The organism is Klebsiella pneumoniae, from assembly GCF_000742135.1.
GTDB lineage: Bacteria > Pseudomonadota > Gammaproteobacteria > Enterobacterales > Enterobacteriaceae > Klebsiella > Klebsiella pneumoniae.
This window is the reverse complement of record NZ_KN046818.1, coordinates 2,877,974-2,893,528: the sequence shown is the minus strand read 5'-3', so window position 1 is coordinate 2,893,528 and position 15,555 is coordinate 2,877,974. Positions and strand designations below refer to the sequence as shown.

Sequence of the window (15,555 nt, the reverse complement as noted above, 5' to 3'; positions counted from 1 at the left end):
ACGCCGGCGTTTTTTATGGGCGCAAGTTAAGAGAGTATGCTTTGAACTATCAGATGATCACCACCGACGATGGCCTGCGCGCTGTCTGCGAAGCGGCAAGCGCGGCCTCCGCCGTCGCTCTGGATACGGAATTTGTCCGCACCCGCACCTATTACCCGCAGCTGGGCCTGCTGCAGCTGTTCGACGGCCAGCAGGTCTCTCTGATCGATCCCTTGACGATTAACGACTGGGCGCCGATGCGCGACCTGCTGCTCAACCAGGATGTGACTAAATACCTGCATGCCGGCAGCGAAGATTTAGAAGTCTTCCTTAATGCATTTAACCTGATGCCGCAGCCGCTGATTGACACCCAGATCCTGGCGGCCTTCTGCGGCCGCCCAATGTCCTGGGGCTTCGCTTCGATGGTGGAAGAGTATTCCGGGGTAGCGCTGGATAAAAGCGAATCCCGCACCGACTGGCTGGCGCGCCCGCTGACTGAGCGTCAGTGTGAATATGCCGCGGCCGACGTCTGGTATCTGCTGCCGATCGCCAGCCAGTTAATGGCGGAGACCGATCGCGCTGGCTGGCTGCCGGCGGCGCTCGACGAGTGCCGCGTGATGCAGCAGCGTCGTCAGGAGGTGGTCGACCCGGCCGAGGCCTGGCGCGATATCGGCAACGCCTGGCAGCTGCGTACCCGCCAGCTGGGTTGTCTGCAGCTGTTGGCGGAGTGGCGCCTGCGCAAAGCGCGCGAGCGCGACCTGGCGGTAAACTTTGTGGTGCGGGAAGAGCATCTGTGGAGCGTGGCGCGCTATATGCCCACCAGCCTGGGCGAGCTCGACAGCCTCGGGTTGTCCGGTAGCGAAATTCGCTTCCACGGCAAAACGCTGATTAGCCTGGTCGAAAAAGCGCAGGCGCTGCCGGAGTCGGCCCTGCCGGCGCCGCTGCAGAACCTGATCGACATGCCGGGCTACCGCAAAGCCTTTAAAGATATTAAAGCGCTGGTGCAGGAAGTGAGCACGGAGAAGGGCGTAAGCGCGGAGCTGCTGGCGTCGCGTCGGCAGATCAACCAGCTGCTGAACTGGCACTGGCAGCTGAAAACGCAAGCCGGTGAACCTGAGCTGATTTCCGGTTGGCGCGGGGAGCTGATGGCCGAGCGGCTGAAGAGGCTGTTAAACGACTATCCGCGCTAGTTCGCGGCCAGGTTCAGACCATTAAAAAACCGGCGGCGCGTGGCGTAGCCGGTTTTTTTTCGCGATAGCGCGACAGGTCAGGATTTCGACTCTTCCGTTTCGGGTAGGGTCACGTTCAGCTCAAGAATGGATATATCCCCGTCCCGCTGCTCCAGCTGCACGCTGACCATCTCCGGGTCGATCTGTACGTATTTACAGATCACTTCCAGGATATCTTTGCGTAACTGCGGCAGGTAATGCGGCTCCGCGTCTCCGCGGCGGCGCTCGGCGACGATGATTTGCAGGCGTTCTTTCGCAATATTAGCCGTGTTCTTTTTTCGCGAGAGAAAAAAGTCGAGTAAAGCCATAATTTATCCTCCGAACAGGCGTTTGAGGAATCCTTTCTTCTCTTCTTCAATGAAGCGGAAAGGGCGTTCTTCTCCGAGCAGACGTTCAACGGTATCGGCATAGGCTTTGCCTGCGTCCGAGGCGGCATCGAGGATCACCGGCTCACCCTGGTTGGATGCGCGCAGGACTGACTGGTCTTCCGGGATCACGCCTACCAGGTTGATGCGCAGAATTTCCAGCACGTCTTCCATGCTCAGCATATCGCCTTTATTAACGCGGCCTGGATTGTAGCGGGTCAGCAGCAGATGCTCTTTGATTGGCTCTTCGCCATTTTCCGCGCGGCGGGATTTAGAGGCGAGAATGCCAAGGATACGGTCGGAGTCGCGAACGGAGGAGACTTCCGGGTTAGTGGTGATGATGGCTTCATCAGCAAAGTAAAGCGCCATCAGCGCACCGGTTTCAATGCCTGCCGGGGAATCACAGACGATGAAATCGAATTCCATTTTCTTCAGTTCTTCGAGAACCTTGTCGACGCCTTCGCGAGTCAGAGCGTCTTTATCCCGGGTCTGGGAAGCCGGGAGAATGTAGAGATTTTCCGTGCGCTTATCTTTAATCAGCGCCTGGTTCAGTGTGGCATCGCCCTGAATGACGTTGACGAAATCATAAACGACGCGACGTTCGCAGCCCATAATCAGGTCGAGGTTACGCAGGCCGATGTCGAAGTCGATAACGACGGTTTTATTTCCCTTCTGGGCCAAACCTGTAGCGATGGCCGCGCTGGAGGTGGTCTTGCCAACGCCCCCTTTACCCGAAGTCACAACAATAATGCGTGCCATAGAAATTCCTTGTTAAAAAGGGATTAATTTAACGGTTGAATTGCCAAAGCGCTTTCACCTAAACGCAGGCGCGCCGCTTTGCCATAAAATTCGGCCGGGATGTTATCGCTCAGCCAATATTCCCCGGCGATGGAGACCAGCTCCGCCGCAAGGTGGGTACAAAATATCTGGGCGTCTCTGTCGCCACCGGCGCCTGCCAGCGCGCGTCCTCGCATCATGCCATATACATGGATATTTCCGTCAGCGATAAGTTCCGCACCGGCACTCACATGATTTGTAACAATAAGATCACAGTGTGGCGCATAAATGCGCTGACCGGAACGTACCGGCTGATCAATCAAACGCGTTTTTGTGATCTGACTAGCAACTGGCGGCGGCGGGGTGGGGTCGGACGGTGCCGGACGAGAGGCTTTTTCTTTCCCTTCGGTTAATAACGGGATGCCGGCGCGGTCGATTTCGGTTTTCAGGCGCGGAATTTTGCATCCGCTAACGCCCATAATACGTAAACCGGTCGCGGCGATAGCCTCGTTGATGGCGCGCCATTCTACCTCCTCCTCGATGCTGGCGATATTCACCACCACCGGAGCATGACGTAAAAAGGCGGGAGCCTGGGCGATTATGTCTTCTAACGCCTGACGAATAACCTCGGGATTTGCATCGTGCAAATGAACGACAGATAACGTGAAGCTACTGCCTTTAAGTTCGATTGGCGTATTTGACATCCTGGCCTTACTCAATTTGCTGTTTATCAACCGCCGAAGTGCGGTGATATTCCGAAGACTAAAAGGCATGTTATAGTCACTCATATATTGAGGCAAGTGACCACGGGTCTAATTCCGAGTAAAACTATGTTTTGTGTGATCTATCGAAGTACTAAACGTGAACAAACCTATTTATACGTCGAAAAAAAGGACGATTTCTCGCGCGTTCCTGACGAGCTAATGCGCAGCTTTGGCACGCCGCAAATGGCGATGCTGCTGCCGCTGGATGGGCGCAAAAAACTGGTTAACGCCGATCTGGAAAAAGTGAAACAGGCGTTAAGCGAACAGGGCTATTACCTGCAACTGCCTCCGCCGTCTGAAAATCTACTAAAGAAACACCTGGCGGAACAGGGGAAACAATCCGATTAACCCACGAGGGAAAATAATGTACCAACATCATAACTGGCAGGGTGCGCTTCTGGATTATCCAGTAAGCAAAGTAGTGTGCGTCGGCAGTAATTATGCGAAACACATCAAGGAAATGGGCAGTGCGACGCCGGAAGAGCCGGTGCTGTTTATTAAACCTGAGACTGCGCTGTGCGATCTTCGTCAGCCGTTGGTGCTTCCTGAGGGGCTGGGCTCGGTGCATCACGAAGTCGAGCTGGTGGTGCTTATCGGCAGTACGCTGCGTCAGGCGACGGAAGAGCATGTGCTGAAAGGGATTGCCGGCTATGGCGTCGCGCTGGATCTCACGCTGCGCGACCTGCAGGCGAAAATGAAAAAAGCGGGACAACCCTGGGAGAAGGCCAAAGGCTTCGATAACGCCTGTCCGATCTCCGGCTTTATCCCGGCCGCTGAGTTCCACGGCGACCCGCAGAATACGTCGTTAAGCCTGAAGATTAATGGCGAAGTGCGCCAGCAGGGCACCACTGCCGACATGATCCATAAGATTGTGCCGCTGATCGCCTATATGTCGCGCTTCTTTACCCTCAAAGCCGGGGATGTGATCCTCACCGGCACCCCGGAAGGCGTGGGGCCGCTGCACAGCGGTGACGAGCTGGAGGTCGGCTTCAACGGCCTGGCGCTCACTACCCGCGTGCTGTAAGCGCTATTTGCCGCCTTTTGGGGCGGCAAAACTTGCATCGGCGTGCCAGACTGGTTATAAGGTGCACCCTTAACTGGCAACGACGGACACTCCGATGAGCGAACAACCTTTCTGGCAACAAAAAACACTGGATGACATGAGCGACGCGGAGTGGGAATCGTTGTGTGACGGCTGCGGCCAGTGCTGCCTGCACAAGCTGATGGATGAAGACACTGACGAGATCTACTTCACCAACGTCGCCTGTCGTCAGCTCAATATCAAAACCTGCCAGTGTCGTAACTACGCGCGTCGCTTTGAGTATGAGCCGGACTGCATCAAGCTTACCCGCGAAAATCTGCCGACCTTCGAATGGCTGCCGCCGACCTGTGCCTATCGCCTGCTGGCGGAAGGCAAGCCTCTGCCGGCCTGGCACCCGCTGCTGACTGGCTCAAAAGCGGCGATGCACGGCGAACGCATCTCCGTTCGCCATATTGCGGTGCCTGAGTCCACGGTGGTCGACTGGCAGGACCATATCCTTAATCTGCCTGACAGGGCGCGCTAAGCGCCGTCACGCTTTCTTCGCGTGGAACAGCCCGTTTTCACCGTCGGTTTCTTCCGCCACCCAGAAGTGAATATTGAAGCGGGCGTCGTCACTGAGTTCGACGCGGTGCCAGTACTGCGGCGGACTGGTAGCAAACTGCCCGGCATGAATCACAACTTTTTTCTCCGGCTCCGTCGCCTGTTCATTGGCAAAACCGTAATAGGTCACCGTGCCCTCCATGACGCACAGCTGGCCGAAGACGCCAGCCGCGGTGTTGTGGTGGCTCAGCAGGGCGGCAGGGACATTCTCTTTGGTAAAGAATGGGGTGGAGCGTTTAACTTTCCAGTCTGCGGGGATCAGTAAAGATGACATGTGAGCTCCTGTGGGGTTTTAAAAGATGTATTTAATATGCGCTTTTTGGTGGCTGTGGTCAACCATAGACATGAAACGATTCAGCTATGCGCAGGAGGCATAAAAAAAACGCCCCGCAGGGCGTTTCATTGTGGGCTGGACTTGCCGCGGCTTAACGACCAAACAGATCGCGTTTTTTCGCTTTGAAAGGCTGAGCAACGATCACCAGAATAGCGACCAGCAGATAGGCGGCGAAAATCCCCACCAGCCATTGCGGCATCTCCAGCGACAGGAACTGCCACTGACGTACTGAACAGTCTCCGGACGCAACGAAAACCTGCGGCAGCCATTTATCCAGCGGCAGCCAGGTTGGGAAGCGGGCGGCGAAATCGCAGGTCTGGAACGGTGAAGGGTGCAGCTGGATCATCGTATGCTCCCACGCCAGCTGTAGTCCGCGTATCGCGCTGTACAACCAGATTGCCATGGCGACATAGCGCAGCGGCGTTTTGGGGGCGATAGCGCCCACCAGTCCCGCGCCCATGATGCCGAACAGCGCGCAGCGTTCGTAAATACACATGACACACGGCTGCAGCAGCATCACGTGCTGGAACCACAGCGCGACAAGTTCGAGAATAAAAGCGGTCAACGCCATCAGGAGCCAGGCACCGCGTCCTCTTGAGCACTGGTTTAAATATTGCAACATAATCATTTCCCTGGAAGATGCTAAATCATGGCAGTGTAAACGAAAACCGAACCGACGCCAGAGGCGCGGCGGAAAATATTCCGTAACGGGTTATTGATGCGCCCGGGCGAACCCGGGCAAAAACTGACTCAGGGCAGGCTGGGCGTCACCAGCCAGCCGTGCGCCAGCAGCCAGTCGGTGACTGGCATCAGGGTGAACTCGACGCATAACAGGCCGACCAGCGTCAGTACGATGGTGTAGGGCAGCGCCATCCACACCATACGGCCATAGGAGAGCCTAATAAGCGGCGCCAGGGCGGAAGTCAGCAGGAAGAGAAACGCCGCCTGGCCGTTCGGGGTGGCCACCGAGGGCAGGTTGGTGCCGGTGTTGATCGCTACCGCCAGCATCTCAAACTGGGGCAGGCTGATGGCGCCATGTTCGAGCGCCGCTTTCGCTTCGTTGATGTAGACCGTGCCGACAAACACGTTATCCGAAATGGACGACAGCAGGCCGTTGAACAGATAAAACAGCGACAGCTGCGCGTGCGGCGAGGCCTGCAGGACAAACTCGATCACCGGCGTGAACAGCTGCTGATCGATGATAACCGCGACGATGGAGAAGAAGACCGTCAGCAGCGCGGTAAAGGGCAGCGCCTCGGTGAACGCCTTGCCAATGGCGTGCTCATCGGTAACGCCGGTAAAGGTGGTGGCGAGGATGATCACCGACAGGCCAATCAGGCCGACCTCAGCCAGGTGAAAAGCCAGGGCCACGATCAGCCAAACGCCAATGAGCGCCTGGGCAATCAGCCGCAGTCGCTCCTGACGGCTGCGCTGGGCGCGGCTGCGATCGTCAAACTCCTGCAGCACCTTGCGCACCGTCGGCGGTAGCGGTTCGCCGTAGCCAAACAGGCGATACTTTTCGACCAGCAGACAGGTTAACAGACCGCAGACCATCACCGGCAGGGTCACGGGCGCCATGCGAAGAAAGAACTCGCCAAAATGCCAGCCCGCGGCTTTGGCGATAATCAAGTTTTGCGGCTCGCCGACCATGGTCATGACGCCGCCGAGCGCGGTCCCGACGCCGGCGTGCATCATCAGGCTGCGCAGAAAGCCGCGGAACTGCTCCAGCACCTCACGGTAGTGCTGCTCGATATGGCTGTCATCGAGCAGGTCGCTATCGTCCGGGCGCGCCGAGGCGACGCGGTGATAGATGCCATAGAACCCGACGGCGACGCTGATCACTACCGCCACCACCGTCAGCGCATCGAGAAAGGCCGAGAGGAACGCGGCCGCCAGGCAGAACGCCAGCGATAGCAGCATTTTGCTGCGGATCCCCAGCAGCAGGCGCGTAAACACGAACAGCAAAAGCTGTTTCATAAAGTAGATACCCGCCACCATGAACATCAGCAGGAGCAGCACCTCCAGATTGCCGGCGATCTCGTCCCGCACGTGCGCCGGGCTGGTCATGCCGATCAGCAGCGCCTCGATAGCCAGCAGACCACCCGGCAGCAGCGGATAGCACTTCAGCGCCATGGCGAGGGTAAAGATAAACTCGACCACCAGCAGCCAGCCGGCGACAAACGGCGCCACGGCGAACACCAGCGGATTTACGATTAAGAAAATGATTAATGCCAGCTTGTACCAGTCCGGCGACTGGCCAAGAAAATTGCGCCACAGCGCGCGGCCATAAGAAATTTCCACGACAGAATCCTTCCCCGTCAATGAGTGCATGGTTTTGTGCATAACGATTGGCAAGAGTACCAGTTGAGCAAAATGAGAAGCAACTTTCTTCGCGCCGTGCTGGCGGTTTGTGAAGATAAGGAAAAGCGCAAAGTAAAAGCGGAAAATGAAACGGCGATCCCTTTTTAATTCACTTGCCATGCTATCTGCGCTATAGCGGCTCTGGTATGATGAGTGCAATTGTAACGCTGTGTAATGGAAATCTTACTATGGTCATTAAGGCGCAGAGCCCTGCGGGTTTCGCGGAAGAGTACATCATTGAGAGTATCTGGAATAACCGCTTCCCTCCCGGATCGATTCTCCCCGCTGAACGCGAGCTTTCTGAGCTGATCGGTGTCACCCGCACAACCCTGCGCGAAGTATTGCAGCGTCTGGCCCGTGACGGCTGGCTGACCATTCAGCATGGTAAGCCCACTAAAGTGAATAACTTTTGGGAAACCTCAGGCCTGAATATCCTCGAAACGCTGGCGCGCCTCGATCACGACAGCGTACCGCAGTTGATTGATAATCTGCTCTCCGTGCGCACCAACATTTCCACGATTTTTATCCGCACCGCGTTTCGCCAGCATCCGGATAAAGCGCTGGCGGTCCTGGACAGCGCCCGGGAGGTGGAGGATCACGCCGACGCCTTCGCCGAGCTTGATTATAATATTTTCCGTGGTCTGGCGTTTGCCTCCGGCAACCCGATCTACGGTCTGATCCTCAACGGCATGAAGGGGTTGTATACCCGCATCGGCCGCCACTATTTCTCCAGCCCGGAAGCGCGCAGCCTGGCGCTCGGTTTCTATCATCAGCTGGCGAAAGTGTGTGAGGCTGGCCTGCATGACCAGGTTTACGAGCTGGTTCGTCGCTACGGCCATGACAGCGGCGAGATCTGGCACCGGATGCAGAAATCGCTGCCCGGTGATTTAGCCATGAATATGCGTTAAGCGGGCTTTTCGCGATCGATATACAGAACAAGGGGGCCAATGGCCCCCTTTGTTATTTTACTCGCCCCGCAATGCTATAGCGCGTTCGGCCGCGCCGGGCAGCGGTCCAACAGCTCAATGCTGCCGTCGGCGTTCTGCTGCTCCAGCAGCACATCGAACCCCCACAGACGATGCACATGCTTCAGCACTTCGCGCCGGCCTTTGTCCAGCGGGACGCGGTTGTGCGGCACATAGCGCAAGGTCAGCGATCGGTCGCCGCGCAGGTCAACGTTCCACACCTGGATGTTCGGCTCAAGATTGCTGAGGTTATACTGCGCGGAGAGCTTATTGCGGATCTCGCGATAACCCTCTTCGTTGTGAATCGCCGAGATCTCCAGATAATTGTTGTGATCGTCGTCGAGCACGGTAAAGAAGCGGAAATCGCGCATGATCTTCGGCGACAGGAACTGACTGATAAAGCTTTCATCCTTAAAGTCGCGCATGGCGAAATGCAGCGTTTCCAGCCAGTCAGAACCGGCGATATCGGGGAACCAGTACTTATCCTCTTCCGTGGGCGACTGACAGATGCGCTTGATGTCCTGGAACATGGCGAAGCCCAGCGCGTAGGGGTTAATCCCGCTGTACCACGGACTGTTGTACGGCGGCTGGAACACCACGTTGGTATGGCTGTGGAGAAACTCCAGCATAAAGCGCTCAGTCACTTTCCCTTCATCGTAGAGATGGTTGAGGATGGTGTAGTGCCAGAAGGTGGCCCACCCCTCGTTCATCACCTGGGTCTGTTTCTGCGGGTAGAAATACTGGCTGACTTTACGCACGATGCGCAGGATCTCGCGCTGCCACGGTTCGAGCAGCGGGGCGTTCTTCTCCATAAAGTACAGCAGGTTCTCCTGCGGTTCGGAAGGGTAGCGACGAGCGGATTCAATCGCTTTTTCCTCTTCGCGCTTCGGCAGGGTGCGCCACAGCATATTCACCTGGCTTTGCAGATACTCTTCCCGGCTTTTCTGCCGCGCTTTCTCCTCCTGCAGAGAGATTTTTTGCGGACGTTTATAGCGGTCGACGCCGTAGTTCATCAGCGCGTGGCAGGAGTCGAGCAGTTTCTCTACTTCGTCGACGCCATAGCGCTCTTCGCACTCGGTGATGTACTTACGGGCAAAGATCAGATAGTCGATGATCGAGCTGGCGTCGGTCCAGCTGCGAAACAGATAGTTATTTTTAAAAAACGAGTTATGCCCGTAGCAGGCATGGGCCATCACCAGCGCCTGCATGGTGATGGTGTTTTCCTCCATCAGGTAGGCGATACAGGGGTTGGAGTTGATGACTATCTCATACGCCAGACCCTGCTGACCGTGCTTATAGGCCTGCTCGGTCTCAATAAATTTTTTGCCAAACGACCAGTGCGGATAGTTGATGGGCATGCCGACGCTGGAGTAGGCGTCCATCATCTGCTCGGAAGTAATGACTTCGATCTGGTGCGGGTAGGTGTCAAGACGATAGAGCTTGGCGACCCGGTCCACTTCGGCCAGGTAGGTTTCCAGTAACTCGAACGTCCAGTCGGGTCCATCGCTTAAACGGGTGGTGTCCCTGTTCATGGAGTCAATCGTAGCCATTAGCGCGCCCTCGTTGTTGTTGGTTTTCTCTGAACGGAAAACCTCTAAACAAGCATAGAACACGGTGCAGCAAACTGTGCTGTACGCCAATCGCTTTTCTTCGCGATTTCCCCATCTCAAAGCCGTTTTTTTGCCTTGTTTGCAGAATTTAATGCTGGGTAAAAATAAAGCGCAGCATGAGATCGTAAATCTCACAGCGCAGGGCTGGTGCGGTTTGCTGTGAGTTAAGTCACCATAAATAAAGCGTATGTTGAATAATATTTTCAACTGAGTTATCAATTTGTAATCAGATGATTGTTCTTTAACTGTTACGGAGTCGCTATGCGTGTCGTCATACTGGGAAGTGGGGTGGTTGGGGTAGCCAGCGCGTGGTATTTGAGTCAGGCGGGTCATGACGTGACGGTCATCGACCGTCAGCCCGGTCCGGCAGAGGAGACCAGCGCGGCCAACGCCGGGCAGATTTCTCCCGGCTATGCGGCGCCCTGGGCGGCGCCGGGGGTGCCGCTGAAGGCGATCAAATGGATGTTTCAGCGCCATGCGCCGCTGGCGATCGGTCTTGACGGCACCTCGTTCCAGTTGAAGTGGATGTGGCAGATGCTGCGCAACTGCGACACCCGCCACTATATGGAGAACAAAGGCCGTATGGTGCGCCTGGCGGAGTACAGCCGCGACTGCCTGAAGGCGCTGCGCGACACCACCGGCATTCAGTATGAAGGGCGCCAGGGCGGGACGCTGCAGTTGTTCCGTACCGCCAAACAGTATGAAAATGCCACCCGCGACATCGCGGTTCTGGAGGACGCCGGCGTGCCGTATCAGCTGCTGGAAGCGAAGCGGTTGGCGGAGGTGGAGCCGGCGCTGGCGGAGGTCAGCCACAAACTGACCGGCGGCCTGCGCCTGCCAAATGATGAAACCGGCGACTGCCAGCTGTTTACCACCCGTTTGGCGGCAATGGCGGAACAGGCCGGCGTGACCTTCCGCTTCAACACCGCAGTGGATGCGCTGCTGCACGAGGGCGATCGCATTGCCGGGGTGAAATGCGGCGATGAGATTATTAAGGGCGACGCCTATGTGGTGGCCTTCGGCTCCTACTCGACGGCGATGCTTAAAGGGCTGGTGGATATACCGGTCTACCCGCTGAAAGGCTACTCATTAACTATTCCGATCGCTCAGGAGGACGGCGCGCCGGTTTCAACTATCCTTGATGAGACTTACAAAATCGCCATCACCCGCTTCGATCAGCGCATTCGGGTCGGCGGCATGGCGGAGATCGTCGGTTTTAACAAAGCGCTGCTGCAGCCGCGTCGCGAAACCCTGGAGATGGTGGTGCGCGATCTGTTCCCGCGCGGCGGCCACGTGGAGCAGGCGACGTTCTGGACGGGCCTGCGGCCGATGACGCCGGACGGCACGCCGGTGGTCGGCCGCACAGCGTATAAAAATCTGTGGCTCAACACCGGCCACGGCACGCTTGGCTGGACCATGGCCTGCGGCTCCGGGCAGCTTATCAGCGATCTGATCTCCGGCCGCACGCCGGCGATCCCTTACGACGATCTGGCGGTTGCCCGCTACAGCCCCGGTTTTACCCCGGCGCGCCCGCAGCACCTGCACGGCGCACACAACTAAGGAGCTTGCATGACCCGTCCGGTAGTGGCCAGCATCGACCTGCTGGCCTTGCGGCAGAATTTACAGATAGTGCGTCGCGCGGCCCCCGGGTCGCGCCTGTGGGCGGTGGTCAAGGCCAACGCCTACGGCCACGGCGTGGCGCGCGTATGGAGTGCGTTAAGCGCGGCGGATGGTTTCGCCTTGCTCAACCTGGAAGAGGCGATCCTGCTGCGGGAGCAGGGCTGGAAAGGCCCGATCCTGCTGCTGGAGGGCTTCTTCCATGCCGATGAGCTGGCGGTGCTGGATCAATATCGTTTAACCACCAGCGTCCACAGCAACTGGCAGATTAAGGCCCTGCAACAGGCGAAGCTGCGCGCGCCGCTGGATATCTATCTCAAGGTGAACAGCGGCATGAACCGGCTGGGCTTTATGCCTGAGCGGGTCCACACCGTCTGGCAGCAGCTGCGGGCGATAAGCAACGTCGGCGAGATGACGCTGATGTCGCACTTCGCGGAGGCGGAGAACCCGCAGGGAATTGTCGAGCCGATGCGCCGTATCGAACAGGCGGCGGAGGGGCTGGATTGCCCGCGCTCGCTGGCCAACTCGGCGGCGACCCTCTGGCATCCGGAAGCGCATTTTGACTGGGTTCGTCCAGGCATCGTGCTGTATGGCGCGTCGCCTTCCGGGCAGTGGCAGGACATCGCCAACACCGGGCTGAAGCCGGTCATGACGCTGCGCAGCGAGATCATCGGCGTGCAGAACCTGCGTCCCGGCGAGGCGATTGGCTATGGCGGCCTGTACCGCACCACCCAGGAGCAGCGGATCGGCATCGTCGCCTGCGGCTATGCCGACGGCTACCCGCGGGTGGCGCCGAGCGGCACGCCGGTGCTGGTGGATGGCGTACGTACCACTACCGTGGGACGCGTATCGATGGATATGCTGGCGGTCGATTTAACGCCTTGTCCGCAGGCCGGGATCGGCGCGCCGGTCGAGCTGTGGGGCAAAGAGATTAAAATCGACGACGTGGCGGCCAGCAGCGGCACCGTCGGCTATGAGCTGATGTGCGCCCTGGCGCCGCGGGTGCCAGTTGTGACCCTGTAACCTATTCCGGGGCGGATCACTCCGCCTCGTCTTCCGCGACCCGCACCCCAACCTTCAGCACGTGATCGTTCTCTTTTTCAGCTACCGTCCACACCATCCCGGCGAACTCCACCTGGTCGCCCACCACCGGCGCGGCGCCCAGCAGCTGCTGCACCACTTCCCCGAGCGACTGCTGATGCTCGCGGAACTCCTCACCGCCGTCGAGACCGTAGATTTGCGCCACATCGGCGAAGCGGGCCTCAGCATCAAGAATGAAGTCGCCGAAAAAGCGCTGATCGAGCGCCACCGGCGGCGACTGGCTGAACATTTTGCCGAGCGCCGGCAGGTCGTGCTCCCGACCAATAACGCACAGGATATCGCCTTCCCGCAGGCGGGTGCTGCCGGTGGGGTGCAGCAGGACATTGTTGCGAAACAGCGCGGCAATCCGCGTCTCCGGTGGCATGTGCAAGTCGCGCAGCGCCGCGCCGATGCACCACTTATCGGCCCCCAGCTGGTAGACAAACTGCTCCCACGGGTTTTCCGGGTGAATATCCAGCCCGACGCGGGAGATGGGCCAGCTGATGGGCGGCACCACCACTTTGGCTTTTTTCGCCGCCCACGACAGCGAAGTGCCCTGCAGCAGCAGCGATACCAGCACCACGAAGAAGGCGACATTGAAGAACAGGCGGGCGTTGTCCAGGCCGGCCATCATCGGGAACACCGCGAGAATAATGGGCACCGCGCCGCGCAGGCCAACCCAGCTGATAAACACCCGTTCGCGCAGGTTAAAGCCGCGAAACGGCAGCAGGCCGGCAAACACCGACAGGGGCCGGGCAATGAATATCATCCACATCGACAGCAGCAGCGCCGGGATAGCGATCGGCAGCAGGTCGGAGGGCGTCACCAGCAGGCCCAGCACCAGGAACATGGCGATCTGCGCCAGCCACGCTAGGCCGTCGAAGTTCTGCAGGATGCCGTGCCGGTTGCGGATCGGCCGGTTGCCCAGCAGAAAGCCGCAGAGATAGACGGCGAGGATACCGCTGCCGTCGAGGGAGGTGGTGACGGCAAAAATCATGATCCCGCCGCTCAGCGCCAGCAGCGGATAGAGGCCGGCGGGCAGCACGATGCGGTTAATCATCTGCAGCAGCAGGTAGCCGCCGCCGAGGCCGATGGCGATCCCGAGGCCGAACTGCTGAATGATATGCACGGCGAACATCCAGCTGAGGCCGGTTTGGTGCTGCTGGATCATTTCGATCAGGGTGATGGTCAGGAAGACCGCCATCGGGTCGTTACTGCCTGACTCTATCTCCAGCGTCGAGCCGACGCGCTCGTTGAGCCCCTTGCCGCCGAGCAGCGAGAAGACCGCCGCGGCGTCGGTGGAGCCGACAATGGCGCCGATCAGCAGGCCTTCGATCAGATCCAGCTTGAACAACCAGGCCGCCATCATCCCGGTCAGCGCCGAGGTGATCAGCACCCCAACCGTCGCCAGCGACAGCGCGGGCCACAGCGCGACGCGAAAGGAGCTGGCCTGGGTGCGCATCCCGCCGTCCAGTAGGATCACCGCCAGCGCCAGGTTACTCACCATATAGGCGAAGGGGTAATTGTCGAAGGGGATGCCGCCGATGCCGTCAATGCCTGCCAGCATCCCGATGGCCAGAAAGATGACCAGAATCGGGATGCCAAGGCGCGAAGAAAAGGAGCTCAATAAGATACTGCAGGTTACTAAAACAGAACCCAGAATAAACAGACTAATGACCGCAGCGGCGTCCAATGTTCACGTACTCCCTGACTGGCGTGAAAAAATGGCTAAAAGTGACACTATTTTAACAATTCGCAGGGGATCCGCCTATGCGTTCGGGAAATATATTCTGTCAGCACCGGATGGCCGCCGATCGTCAGGGTGGTGGCCGCCGCCTGATTCACCAGGCGCGCGCGGGCGCCCAGCGGCAGGGTCACCGTGCGCTGCTCGTGGCCAAACTCCAGTCCGCTAATCAGCGGCAGGGATAGCTGCTGGCGCAGATAATCAAAGACCTGCGGCAAATCGTATCCCGCGTCATAGTCGTTCGGCGCGCTGCCGGTGAAGCTGCCGAAGATCACCGCTTTCTGCGCCGCCAGCACGCCGCTGTGCAACAGCTGAAGCAGCATGCGCTCGACGCGGAACGGGTGCTCATTGATATCCTCCACCACCAGGATGCCGTCGCGGATCGCCGGCAGCCACGGCGTGCCGATAAGCGAGGTCAGCATCGCCAGATTTCCCCCCCACAGGGTGCCTTCCACCCGGCAGTTCGGCCCTTCGCCCGGCCATTCGAGGGTGAATTCCGGCTGGCGTAGCGCCTGCCAGAAATGGTGCTCGGTAAACGGGTCGAGGGTCTCCGCGCCGAAGTTGCCGGCGAGCATTGGACCGCTGAAGGTGATGACGTTGCCCATGGCCAGCAGGCCCGACTGGATAGCGGTGAAATCGCTGTGGCCGCAAATCAGCAGCGGGTCGCGCTGCTGGCGGGCAACCAGTCCCTGCCAGTCGATATGCGGCAGCAGGCGACTGGCGCCGTAGCCGCCGCGCACGGCGAGGACGATCCGGTTGCGGCCGGGCAACTGGGCCAGCTGGTTAATATCGGCCAGCCGTTCATGTTCAGTCCCGGCGAAACGCTGCTGCCGGCGGGGAATGACCTGCTGGTGGGCCACCTCGTGTCCGGCCTGCTGCAGACGCTCGACGCCGCGGGCTGCCGCCTGCTGGTTGATGCAATACCCGGATGGCGCGACCAGATAAAACTGAGACATGATAATTCCTTGCTATGAATGAAAGGGTTATGATGCCGCCTGGAATGGCGATTGTCATCTCCAGGTGGCTAACTTCAGTCCGCACCCGTCATCCTTCAGGTTGTCGGCAGGCGGGAGATGTACCGCGGCCGT

Annotated in this window: 18 protein-coding genes; 9 read left to right on the top strand and 9 right to left on the bottom strand. The window is 58.6% G+C overall.

The genetic code is table 11. The features are described from left to right. Positions 1 to 53 precede the first annotated feature (53 nt). Positions 54 to 1,169 (top strand): ribonuclease D, encoded by a 1,116-nt coding sequence (gene rnd / locus DR88_RS11845; RefSeq protein ID WP_004148826.1) that lies wholly within the window; start codon positions 54 to 56, stop codon positions 1,167 to 1,169. 77 nt (positions 1,170 to 1,246) lie between these two features. Here rnd and minE read toward each other — a convergent pair whose 3' ends face one another. The 3 genes from minE to minC are packed head-to-tail and all read right to left on the bottom strand — an operon-like array spanning position 1,247 to position 3,054. Then, positions 1,247 to 1,516 (bottom strand): cell division topological specificity factor MinE, encoded by a 270-nt coding sequence (gene minE / locus DR88_RS11850; RefSeq protein ID WP_002910902.1) that lies wholly within the window; start codon positions 1,514 to 1,516, stop codon positions 1,247 to 1,249. 3 nt (positions 1,517 to 1,519) lie between these two features. Further along, positions 1,520 to 2,332 carry a septum site-determining protein MinD gene (minD, locus tag DR88_RS11855; protein WP_025860673.1) on the bottom strand — a complete coding sequence of 271 codons (813 nt, stop codon included), beginning with the start codon at positions 2,330 to 2,332 and terminating at the stop codon, positions 1,520 to 1,522. A 23-nt stretch (positions 2,333 to 2,355) separates the two neighbouring features. Beyond that, a complete protein-coding gene (gene minC, locus DR88_RS11860; protein WP_032443927.1) occupies positions 2,356 to 3,054 on the bottom strand; it encodes a septum site-determining protein MinC in 699 nt (232 codons plus the stop codon). Between the two features lie 126 nt (positions 3,055 to 3,180). On the opposite strand from minC, the gene DR88_RS11865 reads away from it, so the two are divergent. The 3 genes from DR88_RS11865 (at position 3,181) to ycgN (ending at position 4,679) form a co-directional block, all read left to right on the top strand. After that, positions 3,181 to 3,462 (top strand): YcgL domain-containing protein, encoded by a 282-nt coding sequence (locus DR88_RS11865; RefSeq protein ID WP_002910898.1) that lies wholly within the window; start codon positions 3,181 to 3,183, stop codon positions 3,460 to 3,462. Between the two features lie 16 nt (positions 3,463 to 3,478). Further along, complete coding sequence (locus DR88_RS11870; protein WP_025860671.1) at positions 3,479 to 4,138, top strand: fumarylacetoacetate hydrolase family protein; 660 nt, start codon at positions 3,479 to 3,481, stop codon at positions 4,136 to 4,138. 94 nt (positions 4,139 to 4,232) lie between these two features. Next, positions 4,233 to 4,679: a cysteine cluster protein YcgN gene (gene ycgN, locus DR88_RS11875; protein WP_002910896.1), complete on the top strand. Its 447-nt coding sequence runs from the start codon at positions 4,233 to 4,235 to the stop codon at positions 4,677 to 4,679. A gap of 6 nt (positions 4,680 to 4,685) precedes the next feature. Here the strand turns inward: ycgN and DR88_RS11880 are convergent, their stop codons facing one another. From DR88_RS11880 to nhaB, 3 genes are all read right to left on the bottom strand, one after another. Beyond that, entirely contained in the window at positions 4,686 to 5,030 is a 345-nt protein-coding gene (locus DR88_RS11880) for a TehB family protein (protein ID WP_002910895.1), read from the bottom strand. A 151-nt stretch (positions 5,031 to 5,181) separates the two neighbouring features. Then, complete coding sequence (dsbB, locus tag DR88_RS11885) at positions 5,182 to 5,712, bottom strand: disulfide bond formation protein DsbB (RefSeq protein WP_002910894.1); 531 nt, start codon at positions 5,710 to 5,712, stop codon at positions 5,182 to 5,184. Between the two features lie 128 nt (positions 5,713 to 5,840). Continuing rightward, positions 5,841 to 7,391 carry a sodium/proton antiporter NhaB gene (gene nhaB, locus DR88_RS11890; protein ID WP_004184648.1) on the bottom strand — a complete coding sequence of 517 codons (1,551 nt, stop codon included), beginning with the start codon at positions 7,389 to 7,391 and terminating at the stop codon, positions 5,841 to 5,843. Positions 7,392 to 7,427: 36 nt separating this feature from the next. Here nhaB and DR88_RS31625 point away from each other — a divergent pair, with 36 nt between their 5' ends. Both DR88_RS31625 and fadR read left to right on the top strand, forming a co-directional pair. After that, positions 7,428 to 7,559 (top strand): hypothetical protein, encoded by a 132-nt coding sequence (locus DR88_RS31625; RefSeq protein WP_020480987.1) that lies wholly within the window; start codon positions 7,428 to 7,430, stop codon positions 7,557 to 7,559. An 80-nt stretch (positions 7,560 to 7,639) separates the two neighbouring features. Continuing rightward, the gene (gene fadR, locus DR88_RS11895) at positions 7,640 to 8,359 is read left to right on the top strand and encodes a fatty acid metabolism transcriptional regulator FadR (protein ID WP_002910890.1); all 720 of its coding nucleotides are present in this window, start codon (positions 7,640 to 7,642) and stop codon (positions 8,357 to 8,359) included. A gap of 74 nt (positions 8,360 to 8,433) precedes the next feature. On the opposite strand, the gene DR88_RS11900 is transcribed toward fadR, so the two are convergent. Continuing rightward, positions 8,434 to 9,966, bottom strand: a complete 1,533-nt coding sequence (locus DR88_RS11900) for a SpoVR family protein (RefSeq protein WP_002910889.1) — start codon at positions 9,964 to 9,966, stop codon at positions 8,434 to 8,436. Positions 9,967 to 10,042: 76 nt separating this feature from the next. On the opposite strand from DR88_RS11900, the gene DR88_RS30845 reads away from it, so the two are divergent. The 3 genes from DR88_RS30845 (at position 10,043) to dadX (ending at position 12,666) form a co-directional block, all read left to right on the top strand. Continuing rightward, positions 10,043 to 10,189 (top strand): hypothetical protein, encoded by a 147-nt coding sequence (locus DR88_RS30845; RefSeq protein WP_004145506.1) that lies wholly within the window; start codon positions 10,043 to 10,045, stop codon positions 10,187 to 10,189. Between the two features lie 98 nt (positions 10,190 to 10,287). After that, complete coding sequence (locus DR88_RS11905) at positions 10,288 to 11,586, top strand: D-amino acid dehydrogenase (RefSeq protein WP_032443926.1); 1,299 nt, start codon at positions 10,288 to 10,290, stop codon at positions 11,584 to 11,586. Between the two features lie 9 nt (positions 11,587 to 11,595). After that, a complete protein-coding gene (gene dadX, locus DR88_RS11910; RefSeq protein ID WP_002910887.1) occupies positions 11,596 to 12,666 on the top strand; it encodes a catabolic alanine racemase DadX in 1,071 nt (356 codons plus the stop codon). Positions 12,667 to 12,682: 16 nt separating this feature from the next. Here the strand turns inward: dadX and DR88_RS11915 are convergent, their stop codons facing one another. Beyond that, positions 12,683 to 14,416, bottom strand: a complete 1,734-nt coding sequence (locus tag DR88_RS11915) for a potassium/proton antiporter (RefSeq protein WP_002910885.1) — start codon at positions 14,414 to 14,416, stop codon at positions 12,683 to 12,685. A 47-nt stretch (positions 14,417 to 14,463) separates the two neighbouring features. After that, positions 14,464 to 15,423 carry a muramoyltetrapeptide carboxypeptidase gene (ldcA, locus tag DR88_RS11920; RefSeq protein WP_004148819.1) on the bottom strand — a complete coding sequence of 320 codons (960 nt, stop codon included), beginning with the start codon at positions 15,421 to 15,423 and terminating at the stop codon, positions 14,464 to 14,466. Positions 15,424 to 15,555: the final 132 nt, after the last annotated feature.